The 15,236-nt window shown below is 44.9% G+C and carries 12 protein-coding genes and 1 other annotated feature; all 12 genes read left to right on the top strand.

What is annotated here, in order from left to right; all coding sequences use genetic code 11:
* The first annotated feature begins 16 nt into the window (after positions 1–16).
* The 12 genes from hemL (at position 17) to mreD (ending at position 15,194) form a co-directional block, all read left to right on the top strand.
* Positions 17–1,318 carry a glutamate-1-semialdehyde 2,1-aminomutase gene (hemL, locus tag BLS49_RS08865; protein WP_091228573.1) on the top strand — a complete coding sequence of 434 codons (1,302 nt, stop codon included), beginning with the start codon at positions 17–19 and terminating at the stop codon, positions 1,316–1,318.
* On the top strand, positions 1,315–2,259 hold the full coding sequence (locus BLS49_RS08860) for an RluA family pseudouridine synthase (RefSeq protein ID WP_091228570.1): 945 nt from the start codon (positions 1,315–1,317) through the stop codon (positions 2,257–2,259). The genes hemL and BLS49_RS08860 overlap by 4 nt, the downstream gene beginning before the upstream one ends.
* Positions 2,260–2,375: 116 nt before the next feature.
* The gene (locus BLS49_RS08855; protein ID WP_091228567.1) at positions 2,376–3,617 is read left to right on the top strand and encodes a LysM peptidoglycan-binding domain-containing protein; all 1,242 of its coding nucleotides are present in this window, start codon (positions 2,376–2,378) and stop codon (positions 3,615–3,617) included.
* A gap of 133 nt (positions 3,618–3,750) precedes the next feature.
* Positions 3,751–4,024, top strand: a binding site (T-box leader).
* Between the two features lie 118 nt (positions 4,025–4,142).
* The gene (locus BLS49_RS08850) at positions 4,143–6,815 is read left to right on the top strand and encodes a valine--tRNA ligase (RefSeq protein WP_091228561.1); all 2,673 of its coding nucleotides are present in this window, start codon (positions 4,143–4,145) and stop codon (positions 6,813–6,815) included.
* A 32-nt stretch (positions 6,816–6,847) separates the two neighbouring features.
* Positions 6,848–8,224 (top strand): bifunctional folylpolyglutamate synthase/dihydrofolate synthase, encoded by a 1,377-nt coding sequence (locus tag BLS49_RS08845; RefSeq protein WP_091228557.1) that lies wholly within the window; start codon positions 6,848–6,850, stop codon positions 8,222–8,224.
* A 6-nt stretch (positions 8,225–8,230) separates the two neighbouring features.
* On the top strand, positions 8,231–9,607 hold the full coding sequence (gene murC, locus BLS49_RS08840; RefSeq protein ID WP_091228553.1) for a UDP-N-acetylmuramate--L-alanine ligase: 1,377 nt from the start codon (positions 8,231–8,233) through the stop codon (positions 9,605–9,607).
* A 181-nt stretch (positions 9,608–9,788) separates the two neighbouring features.
* Positions 9,789–10,877 carry an SPOR domain-containing protein gene (locus BLS49_RS08835; protein ID WP_245742313.1) on the top strand — a complete coding sequence of 363 codons (1,089 nt, stop codon included), beginning with the start codon at positions 9,789–9,791 and terminating at the stop codon, positions 10,875–10,877.
* A gap of 187 nt (positions 10,878–11,064) precedes the next feature.
* Positions 11,065–11,691, top strand: a complete 627-nt coding sequence (locus BLS49_RS08830) for a Maf family protein (RefSeq protein ID WP_091228548.1) — start codon at positions 11,065–11,067, stop codon at positions 11,689–11,691.
* A gap of 100 nt (positions 11,692–11,791) precedes the next feature.
* Positions 11,792–12,481 carry a RadC family protein gene (radC, locus tag BLS49_RS08825; RefSeq protein ID WP_091228544.1) on the top strand — a complete coding sequence of 230 codons (690 nt, stop codon included), beginning with the start codon at positions 11,792–11,794 and terminating at the stop codon, positions 12,479–12,481.
* 139 nt (positions 12,482–12,620) lie between these two features.
* A complete protein-coding gene (locus BLS49_RS08820; RefSeq protein WP_091228542.1) occupies positions 12,621–13,655 on the top strand; it encodes a rod shape-determining protein in 1,035 nt (344 codons plus the stop codon).
* A 133-nt stretch (positions 13,656–13,788) separates the two neighbouring features.
* The gene (gene mreC, locus BLS49_RS08815; RefSeq protein WP_091228538.1) at positions 13,789–14,667 is read left to right on the top strand and encodes a rod shape-determining protein MreC; all 879 of its coding nucleotides are present in this window, start codon (positions 13,789–13,791) and stop codon (positions 14,665–14,667) included.
* Positions 14,664–15,194 carry a rod shape-determining protein MreD gene (gene mreD / locus BLS49_RS08810; RefSeq protein WP_091228536.1) on the top strand — a complete coding sequence of 177 codons (531 nt, stop codon included), beginning with the start codon at positions 14,664–14,666 and terminating at the stop codon, positions 15,192–15,194. The genes mreC and mreD overlap by 4 nt, the downstream gene beginning before the upstream one ends.
* Positions 15,195–15,236 lie beyond the last annotated feature (42 nt).

The raw sequence follows: 15,236 nt of genomic DNA, 5'->3' as shown, positions 1-15,236 counted from the left end.
ATAAGGAGTGTCTTGAATGAGTGAAGGGATCGGACGCCGCAGTGAACAGCTGTCGCGCGAAGCTTTTGATGAAGCCAAAAAATATTTGCCGGGTGGGGTTAACAGTCCTGTACGCGCTTTTAAATCCGTCGGGTTAACCCCGATGTATATTGATCATGGTGTGGGCTCACATGTTTTTGATATCGATGGCAATGAATTTATAGATTATGTTGCATCATGGGGACCGCTTATTATGGGACATGCTCATCCAGAAGTGGTAAAAGCATTGTTGGATGCAACAGTAAAAGGAACTAGCTTTGGAGCGCCTACGCTGATTGAGACGAAAATGGCAAAGCTAGTAGCTGAACGTGTACCTTCGATTGATATCGTTCGGATGGTAAACTCCGGTACTGAAGCGACTATGAGCGCGATTCGTCTGGCTCGTGGATATACTGGAAGAAACAAAATTATGAAATTTGAAGGTTCTTATCATGGACATGCGGATAGCTTGCTCATCAAGGCAGGCTCCGGGGTAGCGACTTTAGGTCTTCCTGACAGTCCCGGTGTTCCGGAAGGAACAGCGATCAACACGATTACCGTTCCATATAACGATTTGGAATCTGTGGAATTGGCATTTAAACGCTATGGCGAAGAAATTGCTGGTGTAATAGTTGAGCCTATTGCAGGCAATATGGGTGTCGTTCCTCCGCAGCGGGGATTTCTGGATGGATTGCGCAGTTTAACTACGCAATATGGCAGTCTTCTGATTTTCGACGAGGTTATGACCGGATTCCGTGTGGATTTGAACTGTGCCCAAGGACGTTTCGGTATCACTCCTGATTTGACTTGTCTAGGCAAGGTTATTGGCGGAGGGCTGCCAGTAGGAGCATATGGCGGTAAAAAGGAAATTATGGAGCAAATCGCCCCATCAGGTCCAATCTATCAAGCGGGTACTTTGAGTGGTAATCCACTTGCTATGACAGCAGGCTACACAACGTTATCGCTTCTTACACCTGAAGTATACGATCGGCTGGAGGCTTTATCTGCAAGACTTGAAGCTGGTTTTACAGTTAATGCTAAGGAAAAAGGAATTCCATGCACAATTAATCGTGTAGGTTCGATGGTCTGCCCATTCTTTACGGATCATGCTGTGATCAATTACGATGTTGCCAAGAGCAGTGATTTGGATTTATTCCGCCGTTATTTTGCGGCAATGGTAGAACAAGGGGTTAACATCGCTCCTTCTCAATTCGAAGGAATGTTTGTTTCTGGAGTTCATACTGAAGCTGATATTGATGCAACAATTGAAGCGCAGCGCCGCGCGCTGCAATCGCTGTGAGTCAGCGTATTTCTGGAAACCGCCGCGGAGAATGGCTGGAGCTTACACCCGGCAAGCTTCCTGTCCCTGAAGGCGGAGGGCGTTACGAAGCGGCTCTTCTATGGCTTGAGAGAGTGTTAGGTGTGCCTGCCAAACTGCTGGGTAGATTAGAACACGATGGCGGGATTAAGCTGGCCGGAGATCGTCTCCGGCTGCAGCTGTTTCCACCTAAAACTTCTCAATACGAGCCAACGGATATTGGGGTATACGAGCCGACAGTGCGCGGAGAGCGTTCAGTAGAAATACTTTATGAGGATGATTTTTGCCTTGTAGTTCATAAGCCAGCTGGTTTGAAAGTACATCCCGATGGTGGAAGTCATGTCCCAACATTAGCTAATATGGTCTCTGCGATCTATTCTAGTCGAGGTGAATCAGTCGCGCCTCAGCATATCCATAGGCTTGATGAAAATACTTCAGGCCCGGTGCTGTATGCTAAAAATGTTTTTGCTCAGCTAAAACTGGATGCCGCGATGGCCCAAAAGGATATCGGGAGAGTATATGTTGCACTTGTTCAGGGAGTTGTGAATCCTTCCTTGCATGTGATTGATGAACCAATTGGCAAAGATCGTCATCATAATTCTCGAAGAGTTGTGTCTCGTACTGGTCAACGAGCTGTAACGCATGTAGAACTGATAGAAGCCTATCAAAATGCCAGTCTTGTCCGGCTTACACTTGAAACGGGCAGAACTCATCAAATTCGTGTTCATTTAAGTCACAAGGGACATCCGTTGATTGGTGATACTTTATATGGTGGTAGTACGAAGCTATATCCCTATCAAATGCTTCATGGTGAAAGTCTTTCTTTCCAGCACCCTTTGTCAGGAGAATTGCTACATATCAGTGATCCCTGGCCGGAAGCATGGAATGATGTACAAAAGCGGCTCTCTATGAAGCAAATATAAAAAAAGCAGGAATGCCCTCCTTTTCCAAGCATATAGATTAAACGAGCGATGATTTGGATCATGTGTTATTAAGGATACAAAATCATGTTTGGATATGCTGAAGGGAGGTAACGCTCTTGGTTGATCAATCCTACGGCCTGCGTTTCGATATTTATGAGCGCATTCATTTATCGGAAGATGTGGTCGGCATCGAAGAATTGGAGGAAATAGAACTTTTTCCAAGAATCCAAGTTATTCCCGGCGATGATTATGCGGCGCTGCGGGGTCATTTACTGTTATCCGGATTGTACCTGGGAGAAGGTGAGACACGTGAGCTAGAGCATTGGATTCCAGTTGAAATTACGATTCCTCTTAGTCGGGTGAATAAACTGGAGGATATCGCAGTTGAAATTGAGACCTTTGATGTAGATTTGCTTAGTGCTCGTAGTCTAAACATTACAGGTGTATTATCCTTGCAGGGAATTGAGACTTCCTCTGTAGCAGTAGATACAGAAGGCTGGAATGACAGAGAGTATGTTGTAGCGCATGAGCCTTTTCAGGAGACTGCGAATAACCCGTCTTCCGAGTGGATCAGGTCTGAAGAAGTGAATGAGCTGCATGAAGTCTCGAATACGGACGAGCAGGAACAACCACTGTCATGGAATAATAGCTTCGCTTCTGCTCAAACACCAGCGATATTTGAGGATAATGAGGAGCCTGAGGCTGTTCTGGAATCGGAAGTAACTTCTAGAGATCCAGAAGAGCTGCCTGAGGAGGAACAACATGTTTGGTTCCAGAATTTTGAGAAGAGACAGAATTCCCCTGATGAAGTGTCTGCTGAAGCTGTTGTACAGAATGAAGTTGAAACATATGATTTTCAAAATGGACCTGATCTTGGTTTTCCTGTTTCTGGTGAAATTGGCTTAGATGATGGATTGGAACAGGCTCAGGTGCTGGATGAACAATCTGAACCAAGCCGTCCGCAACTGGAAGAGAAGAAGGAACTCAAAATTGCTCTTGGCAGTAAAAAGAATACTGTAGATGTACCGAACGATGGATTTGGAATAACGAATCTAATAACCGGCAATCGGATCGGCAATGAACCTAATCAAAGTCAATTGGAGCTATTGAACAAACAGGATGAGGAGTCTCTTGCAGCAACTGGTGGAGGAGAGGCAGAGGACTTGCAATGGAAAAAGCTCTTTATTCGAAGCGGAGAACAAGAGCCATTCCGTAAATTGAAGCTTGTAATCGTTCAGCAGGAAGAGACGCTGGAGGATATTGCACAGCGATACCATCTGAGCTCGCGAGAATTACAATTATATAATCGCTTGTCCGAGCAGCAGTTGGCTGAAGGTCAAGTGCTATATATACCATGATGTTAAGAAAATAATTTTGCTGCGCAGTCTATGCGCAGTTTTTTGTTTCTTAAGTGCGAATATGATGGGCAATATTGACTACTGTTCTTTTCCAAGTTATTATAGTGTAGATATACTTTAGAAAATGTCTTTATTAAAGACTTGGAACGGGAAGAGTAGGCAGTAAACCCTTCAGAGAGCGGGATTGTGTCGCTGAAAGATACCGCAGGATATAGCTGATCGAAGTCGCCCGGGAGTCGTCCGTTTGAGCAGTATGAATTCCTTCTTACTTTTAGAACGGATCGGTTGCAGCCGTTATCTGCATTAGAGTGTCGCGGCTTTCGCTGTATATTTCCCGGTGGGAAATATAGCTTGAGAGTCTGCGAAACAAAGGTGGTACCGCGAAAGTAAAGCCTTTCGTCCTTTGAGACGAGGGCTTTTTTTGTTTTTTTACCGCTCTTGAGACGAAAAAGCAGGCCATGCCCATTAGGGAGATTAGCCTATTTTCGCCAAGGCTATGCTTATTTGTAACGGAGGTTGACACAAATGACAGAAAACCAAGGACAACATTCTTCAGCGGAAATGCCGACAACGTATGATCCCAAGTCGGCGGAACAGAAATGGTACCGTCACTGGATGGAAGGCGGCTTTTTCAAAGCCGGGCAAAAACCAGATGCAAAGCCGTATACGATCGTGATTCCACCGCCTAACGTAACCGGTATGCTTCATATCGGCCATGCGCTTGATTTTACACTTCAGGATATTTTAGTCCGGACTAAGCGGATGCAGGGTTACGATGCATTATGGCTGCCTGGGACAGACCATGCAGGGATTGCTACACAAACTAAGGTAGAACAAAAGCTGCGTGAACAGGGAGTTAGCCGCTATGATTTGGGTCGCGAGAAATTTCTTGAACAAGTATGGGAATGGAAGGATCAATACGCGGAAACGATTCATGAGCAATGGGCTAAAATGGGCTTTTCACTTGACTATTCCCGTGAACGTTTTACACTTGACGAGGGTCTGTCCGATGCCGTTCGTGAAGTGTTTGTAAAGCTGTATGAAAAAGGCTTGATCTATCGCGGCAAGTATATCATTAACTGGGACCCTGCTGCTCGTACAGCACTCTCTGATATTGAGGTTGAATATAAAGAAGTTAACGGCCATCTGTATCACTTGCAATATCCTCTCAAGGATGGCAGTGGTTATATTACGGTCGCGACAACACGTCCGGAAACGATGCTTGGTGATTCCGCTGTAGCTGTTCATCCAGAGGATGAGCGTTATAGCCATCTGATCGGCAAAACTTTAATTCTGCCTATTATCGAACGGGAAATTCCGATCATCGGCGATGAATATGTAGAGAAGGAATTCGGCAGCGGTGCGGTTAAAATTACACCAGCGCATGATCCGAATGACTTTGAGGTAGGTCTTCGTCATGATTTGCCGCAAATCACTGTAATGGATGAGAGCGGAACAATGAACGGGGCTGCCGGTAAGTATCAAGGACTTGATCGCAGTGAATGTCGCAAGCAAATTGTTAAAGACATGCAGGATATGGGTGTTTTGATCAAAATTGAAGATCATGTGCACCAGGTAGGTCATAGTGAACGTAGCGGGGCAGTTGTAGAACCTTACCTTTCTACACAATGGTTCGTAAAAATGAAGCCGCTCGCTGAGGCAGCAATTGCAGCACAAAAAACAGGCAAGGGCGTAAGCTTTGTCCCTGACCGATTCGAGAAAATATATTTGCATTGGATCGAAAATGTACGCGACTGGTGTATTTCCCGTCAATTGTGGTGGGGCCATCGTATTCCGGCTTGGTACTCAGAATCCACAGGAGAAATGGTTGTAGCTCGCAATGAGGAAGAAGCTAAAGCGAAGCTTGGACGCGATGATCTTGTACAGGATAATGATGTGCTCGACACCTGGTTCAGCTCCGCTCTATGGCCGTTCTCTACCCTTGGCTGGCCAAATGAGGACAGTGAGGACTTCAAACGTTTCTTCCCAACAGATGTACTCGTTACAGGGTACGATATTATTTACTTCTGGGTAGCACGTATGATCTTCCAGTCGCTTGAATTTACCGAGCAAATTCCGTTCAAGGATGTTCTGATCCATGGCTTGGTTCGCGATAGCGAAGGACGTAAAATGTCCAAGTCACTCGGTAACGGTGTAGACCCTCTAGAGGTTATTGAAAAATATGGTGCAGATGCCATGCGCTATATGATCTCTACGAGCAGCACACCGGGGCAAGACCTTCGTTTCCGCTGGGAACGTGTTGAGCAAGCACGCAACTTTGCTAACAAAATATGGAACGCTTCCCGCTTCGCATTAATGAATCTGGAAGGTGTAACCTATGATGACATCGACATCAGTGGAGACTTGTCTACTGCAGATCGTTGGATCTTGCATCGATTCAATGAGACAGCTCGCGATATTACACGTCTGATCGATTCCTACGAATTTGGTGAAACAGGACGTTTACTGTATAACTTTATCTGGGATGACCTATGCGACTGGTATATTGAATTCGCGAAGTTAACTCTCTATGGTGACAATAGTGAATCCAAACGCAAGACCCGATCTGTGCTTGCATATGTATTGGATCGCACGCTGCGGCTGATCCATCCGTTTATGCCGTTTATTTCCGAGGAAATATGGCAGCATCTGCCGCATTGTGGCGAATCGATTACTGTGGCGGAATGGCCGCAGTACGATGCTGCACTTGAAGCACCAGATGCAGTTCAGGAAATGAATCTGCTGATTGATGTGATTCGAGCTGTACGCAATATCCGTTCCGAAGTGAACGTTCCGATGAGCAAAAAGATCGAATTGATCGTAAAACCAGGATCTGAAGATATGCTGGACATTGTGAACCGCAACGGTCATTACATCCGTCGTTTCTGTAACACTTCAGAATACGAAGCGTCTCTGGATGCTGCTGTGCCTGATAAAGCGATGACTGCAGTAGTAACAGGGGCAGAGCTGTATCTTCCCCTTTCCGGTTTGATCGATATTAGCCAGGAAATTGCCAGACTTGAAAAAGAGCTTGATCACCTTAATAAGGAAGTTGAGCGCGTTGAGAAGAAATTGGCTAATGAGGGCTTTGTCGCTAAAGCACCTGCGAAAGTAATTGAAGAAGAGCGTGCCAAGATGGCTGACTATGCTGATAAACGTGACAAGGTACTGACTCGCATTGAAGAACTCAAAAGATAAGTAATTTAACATTCAAAATGAAGGTGAACTACATGAGGGCTTATACTGAAGGGGATCATCAGATACCGTTTCACAATTATAAAGAGGCGGTTGATTGGATAAACGGATTGATTCCGTTCGGAATACGTCCGGGTCTGGAACGGATCGAGCTTCTGATGGAACGTTTGGGCAACCCGCACCGTAGACTTAAATTTATTCATGTCGCGGGGACGAACGGTAAAGGCTCCTCCTGCGCCTTTTTGACTCAAACATTAATGGAGTGCGGATATAGTGTGGGGACATATACGTCCCCTTATATCACTAAATTTACGAATCGCTTTCAGTACAACGATCAGGATATTCCGGAAGATACGCTGCTTTCAATTGCTGGTCGTTTATTTCCTTTGGTACAGGAGATGGCGGAGAGTGAACAAGGCTCTCCTACGATGTTTGAAGTCAGCACTGCGCTTGCCATTCTTTATTTTGCCGAGGAATGTTATCCTGATGTTGTAGTATGGGAGACAGGTCTTGGGGGAAGGATGGATGTAACCAATATTGTAACGCCGATCGTATCTCTCATAACGAATATTGGGCATGATCATATGGACGTTCTTGGTGACACTATCGAACAAATCGCCAGTGAAAAGGCGGGGATCATTAAACCGGGAATTCCTGTCGTCAGCTGTGTAGAACAGCCTGAGGCGATATCCATATTAAAAGAGACCGCAATAGAGAAAAATTCCACACTATACTTATTGGGAGAACAGTTTTCCTTTAAACGAACTCAGGTGAGTGAAGATGGACAAGGCGTGCGATTCCGTGGGCCTTTTCGTGAGCTGGAATTTAATATAGCTATGTTGGGAGAACATCAAAGCAAAAATGCGGCAGGTGTCATGATGGTGCTCGAAGTGCTGCGACAGTACATGGCATTTGTATTGGATGACGAACATGTTCTGGCAGGATTCCGTGCAACCTTCTGGGCAGGACGTCTTGAAAAAGTGACGGATGAGCCGCGTATAGTGCTGGATGGTGCACATAATCCTGAAGGGGCAGAAACTATTGCGAAAACAATCCCTGAGGTATATCACTATCGTAAGCTGAATTTGATGATGGGGATGCTTGCTAATAAGCATCATAGTGCATACTTGCAGCATATATTACCTATAGTGGATACACTGATTCTGACCGAGCCTGATTTTCGTAGGAAGCTGGATGCCGAGGCACTCTTTGCCCTCGTTGAACAATTAAGAGAAGCATATGCGAAAACAGATTTGGAAATTATTGTAGAACGCGACTGGAAAAAGGCGCTAACGCTGCTTCAGTCGCGAACGGAACGGGAAGATCTTGGGGTAGTAGCAGGTTCTTTGTACATGATTTCCGATGTGCGTGCGACCCTTTTGCATCAAACCGATTCTGAAAAAGGCTGGTGAAATGAATTGTTAAATACGACAGAACAACATGTACACTTTATAGGCATAGGCGGCTATGGCATGAGTGCAATAGCTCGTGTAATGCTTGAAATGGGCTATACTGTAACTGGATCAGATGTAGCAGCTCAAGAACTTACAGAGAAACTTGCAGCAAAAGGAGCAAAAATTTATATCGGTCATACGGCGGAACAAGTACATGGTGCTGATTTAGTCGTGTATTCTACAGCATTGCCAAAGGACAATGTGGAGCGAGTTGAAGCTGAGGAGCAAGGTATTCCGATTTTGCATCGGTCACAGATGCTTGCAAGATTGCTGAATGAACGTACCGGAGTAGCTGTGGCCGGAGCTCATGGGAAAACTACCACGTCTTCAATGATTGCTCTCGTTATGGAGCAGTGTGGAACCGATCCGACATATATCATCGGTGGCGAAATTATGGATATCGGTACGAATGCAAAGGCAGGGAAAGGAAAATGCGTCGTAGCGGAAGCGGACGAAAGCGACGGTTCTTTCCTTCAGTACCATCCTTCATTAGGTGTTGTAACCAATATCGAAGCAGACCATCTTGAAAATTACGGCGGGGAATTTGGGCGGCTCAAAGAAGCTTACGTCCAATTTTTGAACCAGATCAAGCCTGATGGGGTAGCCGTTGTATGTGGCGATGACGATAACATTCGTGAGCTATTAACTAAGTTAAGCAGTCGCGTGATCACTTATGGTATTGAGAACGAGTGTGATTACTCGGCTCATCAAATTACGCTTGGAGATCGCCGTGTAGCTTTTACGATGAAACGGGGAACTGAGGAGCTAGGTTCTGTTGAGCTTTCAGTACCTGGCAGACATAATGTCTATAATGCGATGGCAACCATTATTGTGTGTCTAGAAGCGGGAATTCCGTTTAAGGACATTACGGCTGCAATCAAACAATTCCATGGTGCAAAGAGACGGTTCCAAGTGCTCGGAGAGAGCAACAACATTCTTGTCATTGACGACTATGCTCATCATCCTACAGAAATTCAAGCTACGATTACTGCTGCCAAGGCGACTGACAAGCGGATTATTGCCGTATTTCAACCGCAGCGCTATACTCGTACGTTCTTTTTGCTGGATGCATTTAGTCGTGCTTTTGGAGAAGCGGATGAAGTTATTATTACGGATATCTATTCACCAGCAGGTGAGAAGCAGATTGAAGGAATTAATTCCTCGAAGCTGGTAGAATTGATTAAGGAAAATAGCAACGCGGGAGCAAGATATCTTCCGACTAAGGAAGATGTTCTAAGCGAACTTCAGAATCGGCTTCAGCCTGGCGATCTGGTGCTTACTATGGGCGCCGGTGACATTTGGAAAGTTGGATATGAGCTAGCTAAGAAGCTGAAGAAGTAAGAAGCTGAAGTAAGCAATATATAGACGGCCTTTTCACGAATCGATAGATTCGATGAGCAGGTCGTTTTATTTTTACTCTGATGACACAATATTTTTGGTTGGACGGATTGCATAGCTAGCATATAAGCTCTTTGAAATTCATATGGATATGGTAGATGAATGGACAAGGAGCGTGCTTGGAGTGAATAAGGGCAGAATGACATTCCGATTTGATGAGCATGGACGTGAAAGTAATTCATCACAAGGTCCTGTCAATCAGGATCGTTATATAACAGATGAAGCATCGCTAGAGGCATTTAATGTCGATAATGAGGACTTGTGGAATAATAGTTACCGAGTTGTTGAACAAAATCAGGATTGGGGAGATCCTTTTACAGATTATACTGAAACCGGAGGAACAATGGTTCCGGCATATTCCGTAACCTCCCCTCGTACTTCCTGGTGGAAAGTCGCCGGTTCAATAACGGGCGCGATTGTGACAGGGGCTCTGTTCGGGTTTGTGGTATTATCGTTATTTAATCAGGAAGTGACCTTTCCTGTTCCAGGAATCGGCACATCCAAGCAGTCGGCAGAAGGCGGAGCAGCGGATATCCCGGTAATCGGGCAAATCTCGGAGGAAACAGCTCTTCTGCCTGCGGAGGAAATAGTGACAAAGGTTGAGGTTCGTTTACCTGTTCAAACCTATCACTTTTTACAATACGGGGTATTCAGTACTGCTGAAGGTGTAGAGCTGGCTCAGAAGGAGCTGCAGGATTCCGGTATTGCTGCTGCCAGAGATACTGTGGATACAAAAAGGGTCTATGCAGGAGTATCGACGGATCGGGAACAGGCCAAGCTGCTTAGCAGCCAGCTTAAGTCGGCAGGTGTTCATCTCATTTTACATGAGATTTCGCTGCCTGCATCAGCTAATGTAGAATATGATGGAGACAAATCACATTTGGAGCGATACTTAACGCAGAGTGCTGAACTTGTTAAGCAGTTAAGCGCTTCATCAGCTTCTCGCCTTGTTGAATCGGAACCCAAGATGCTGAGTTCGGACGAGACTAAGACGCTTGGTGAGAGTCATCAACAATGGACGGAGAGTGCGGCGGCTGTGCGAGGACATTTATCATCAGCCTTGGAGACTAATGCGAATGAGATGGAGAAGGCAATCAATAGTGCGGTTGAGGCGATGGGGGAGTATAACAAAAAAGGTGCTAAAACCTTGCTGTGGGAAGTTCAAAACGAAATCATGCGCTATATTATGGCCCAGCAAAGTATGCTTCAATAGTTCGGTGAAAAATGGTCCTTGAGGAAATAATGATCAGGGGGATATGGCAATATTTCCCCCTGCTTTTTTCTGTTTGTATTGCTGGTGAATTAACCTTATAATAATAAAGTGTCAAAAAATGGCGAGGATGACAGTGTAAAGCTGTTATACCGTCTAATATTACAATAGTTATAAAGGAGTTTTTAACTTGGCATCCCCATCATTACGTCGTGTTATACTGGCTTCGACCTCGCCGCGACGCAAGGAACTTGTAGCTTCCCTTAATATTCCGTACGATATCGTACCAAGTCATGCTGATGAGACCACACCCGAGAATTGGAGTCCAGATCAAATTGTGACAGAACTCGCCAAGCGTAAAGCTGAAGCGGTCTATAGCTCTTTGAAGTCATCCGGTTCCAGTAGCCCAGATGGAGTAATTGTTGGCAGTGATACGATTGTTGTAAGGGATGGAGAAGTGCTGGGCAAACCAAGTGATGAAGATGAGGCAGCCACGATGATCTCTTCGCTTCAAGGTAGAAGTCATACCGTGTATTCTGGAGTAGCTTGTATAGACAGTAATACTGGGGAGACGCTGGTGGATTATCGCTCTACTGAGGTTACGATGAGAAGTTTATCGAACGAAGAGGTTCTTGCATACGCTAGAAGCGGGGAAGGACTTGATAAAGCCGGGGCATATGCTATACAGGGTCTTGGTGCGACACTTGTGACCGGGATTCAAGGTTGTTATTTTAATGTAGTTGGACTACCATTATCATTGCTTGCTCAAATGCTTGAACATTTCGGTATCAGGATATTGGATAATGGAAAAAAGTAACAGACGCGATTTGTTAACCAAATGATAAAGTCATACGTTAGGAAGAGATAAAGCATATCCTTCCGAGATGTTTATTAACATTCGGGGGAGAGTATGAAGTATGGGAAAAACAACCTATATGCTGCGTGACATTCCTAATGAGGAAAGACCAAGAGAGCGAATGATGAAGTATGGAGCAGGCGTGCTCAGTCAGGCTGAACTGCTAGCCATTTTACTTCGGACAGGCACTCATCAAGAATCCGCCATCCATATGGCTCAACGCATGATTGGAGAAATTGGCGGAATTCGAGGGTTTATGGACCTTAGTCTTGAAGAATTAACGAAGATGCGGGGAATCGGTCCGGCCAAGGCGGTACAAATCAAGGCTGGAATCGAGCTTGGGCAACGTTTGACAGTGTCACGCCAGCCCGAGGCACCAATTATTCGCAGTCCTCGTGATGCTGCGGACATCGTTATGGAACAACTTCGATATTTGCAAAAGGAACATTTTGTGTGTCTATTTTTGAATACGAAAAATCATATCATTGCTCAGGAGACGCTTTCTATTGGAAGCCTTAACGCATCGATTGTTCATCCACGGGAAGTGTTTCGTGCGGCGATCAAGTGTTGCAGTGCTTCTATCGTCTGCGCCCACAATCATCCCAGCGGAGACCCGACACCAAGTTCAGAGGATATTCTCATAACGAACCGTCTGTGCGAGGCTGGAGAAATTGTTGGTATCGATGTGCTAGATCATATCGTCATCGGAGACGGGGAATTTGTTAGCTTGAAGGAGCAAGGCTTGATGTAATAATGCGAGTACAAAAAGTCGGGTTTTCAGTGATTCAAAGTCGATTATGCTTCATTAGTCTGCTTAGCGATCAAAAGCTGACTTTTTGAACAACCTCTAATATAATAGATTAGATACAGATGGAAAGGGAGATTACAGCATGTTTGGTGGCTTTACGAAAGATTTAGGAATTGATTTAGGGACGGCGAATACTCTGGTTTACACTCGCGGAAAGGGAATTATTCTAAGAGAGCCCTCAGTAGTAGCTATTAACACCGATACTAAAGGTATTGTCGCAGTTGGTGAGTCTGCCAAGAAAATGATCGGTAGAACTCCTGGGAACATTCGGGCGATTCGTCCTATGAAGGATGGAGTAATCGCTGATTTCGATACGACTGCCACGATGATCAAATATTTTATTAGTCAGGCACAGAAGCAGCGTTCATTATTCCAACGTCATCCTAATGTAATGGTGTGTGTACCTTCAGGGATTACGGCAGTGGAACAAAGAGCTGTTGAGGATGCAACGAAACAAGCTGGTGCACGTGAAGCTTATACAATTGAAGAGCCATTCGCAGCAGCAATTGGAGCAGATTTGCCGGTATGGGAGCCAACTGGCAGCATGGTCGTAGATATCGGCGGAGGTACAACAGAGGTAGCTGTTATTTCTCTTGGCGGTATTGTGACGAGCAAATCTGTACGTGTTGCTGGTGATGAAATGGATGAATCAATCATTCAATATATCAAACGACAATACAATTTAATGATTGGTGAAAGAACTGCAGAACAGTTAAAGATGGACGTAGGTTCTGCTCTGGCTCTTGAAAAAGTAGAAACGATGGAAATTCGCGGCCGCGATCTTGTATCAGGTCTTCCTAAGACAATCACAATTACATCTGACGAAATTTCCGATGCACTTAGCGATACAGTAGGCGCAATCGTTGATGCCGTGAAAGTTACTCTTGAGAAATGTCCACCGGAATTGGCTGCAGACATTATGGATCGTGGAATCGTATTGACTGGTGGTGGAGCGCTGCTTCGTAATCTTGATAAGCTGTTAGCTAGTGAGACAGGAATGCCTGTAATTGTTGCAGAAAATCCTCTTGATTGCGTAGCTATCGGAACAGGTAGAGCGTTAGACAACATTCATTTATTCAAAACAAAAAGCAGTTCTGCCCTTCGTTCCAAACGCTAAACTATAAGAATACAACCTTGATGATAAGCGGCGCCGTCCTGTAGGACGGCCGACCGTTTTCTCTTATTTTTGGATTGTTTTATTGTATGCGATCCCTTCTTCGGGATTAGGGAGAATATTGTAAGGTTGGAGGGTGCTTAAACTGTTTAAGTTGCTTGGCAATAAAAGACTGTTTATTTTGCTTATTGGACTTATTCTATTTATAGCGGTTATGGGCGTTACTCTTGGAGCAAGGGCCGGCTTGTCCTGGCCGGAGAAGTTCGTGAAGGATACCGTTGGCTTTGTGCAATATGTGTTTTACAAGCCCGCTGCTTATATAGGGGGCTTGTTTGAAGATATTTCAGATTTGCATGCGCTTCAGGAAGAGAATGAGGAGCTGAAGATTGCTTTGGCTCATTATACTAGAGATAAAGCGAGATTTAATGTGATTGAACAGGATAATAAACGGTTGCAACAGAAGCTCGATTTTACGGAAGCCCAGAAGAAACAATATGATTACATTTGGAAAATTGCCCAGGTCGTTAGTGTAAACAATGATCCGGTCACTAATACAATTGTAGTTGACATTGGTAGTCGAGAAGGTGTTAGAGAAGGAATGGCTGTTTCGTCGGATTTAGGATTAGTAGGGGTGGTCAGTCGTGTCAGCAATTTTACTTCAACAGTGAAGTTGGCTACTACGATGGATGCCAGAGATCCTAACTCCAACGGTATTGCCGTTACTGTTCAGGGCAAGGAGAATGACGTGTTTGGAGTCATTGAATCATATGACAGCACAAGCGGTACGTTTCTCATGAGCAGAATCGAAGATTCCACTCCGATTGCTAAGGGTGATACGATTATATCTTCGGGAGTAGGCGGGGTATTTCCGCGTGGTATTGTCGTTGGCAAGGTGACTGACATTCAGGTAGGTGAATACGGCCTGACTTATACAGCATACGTTGAACCGGCAGCTACCTTTACGGATTGGAAAGAGCTGTTTGTAGTATTTACTCCGGAGGCTGAAAAAGAGTGAGGAAGCGTAAATATATCCTGATTCTGCAGCTGTTTCTGTTGTTTGTTGTTGAGGGGGCCATAGTACCTTGGCTTGTTCCGGGTTCATGGCAGACTCGAATTTTTCCTCATCTGGTGTACGTGGCTATATTGTTTATTTCGATTTACGATAACAGGCATACTGGCCTTGTTCTCGGATTATGCTTCGGATTACTTCAAGACGTTGTCTACTATGGAGCACTGATAGGAGCCTACTCCTTTGCTATGGGTTTATCCTGCTATTTGATGGGTCTGATATTCCGCGTGCGCCAGGCCCCGCTTCCGCTTATGATGATTGTCGTCATGGTTGGAAGTATGCTTCTGGATTCCATATTGTTCGGGACATATCGATTATTTGAGCTTACTCATCAACCTTATACATGGGCATTGATGAATCATATTATTCCCAACCTTTTTATTCAATTTATTTTTGCACTCATCGTTTATGTGCCGCTCCGGCGGGAATTGGAGATCATCACAAGACGTCGTTCTCCTGAGGAGAAAGCCTGACTCTTTATGACTTTTCATCATAGCAAGCAGGAACTTGTCTGC

Origin of the sequence: Fontibacillus panacisegetis (assembly GCF_900102215.1) — a bacterium.
In the GTDB taxonomy this organism is placed as follows: domain Bacteria; phylum Bacillota; class Bacilli; order Paenibacillales; family Paenibacillaceae; genus Fontibacillus; species Fontibacillus panacisegetis.
Note: the sequence above shows the minus strand (reverse complement) of the source record. Positions and strands in the feature narration are given on the sequence as shown.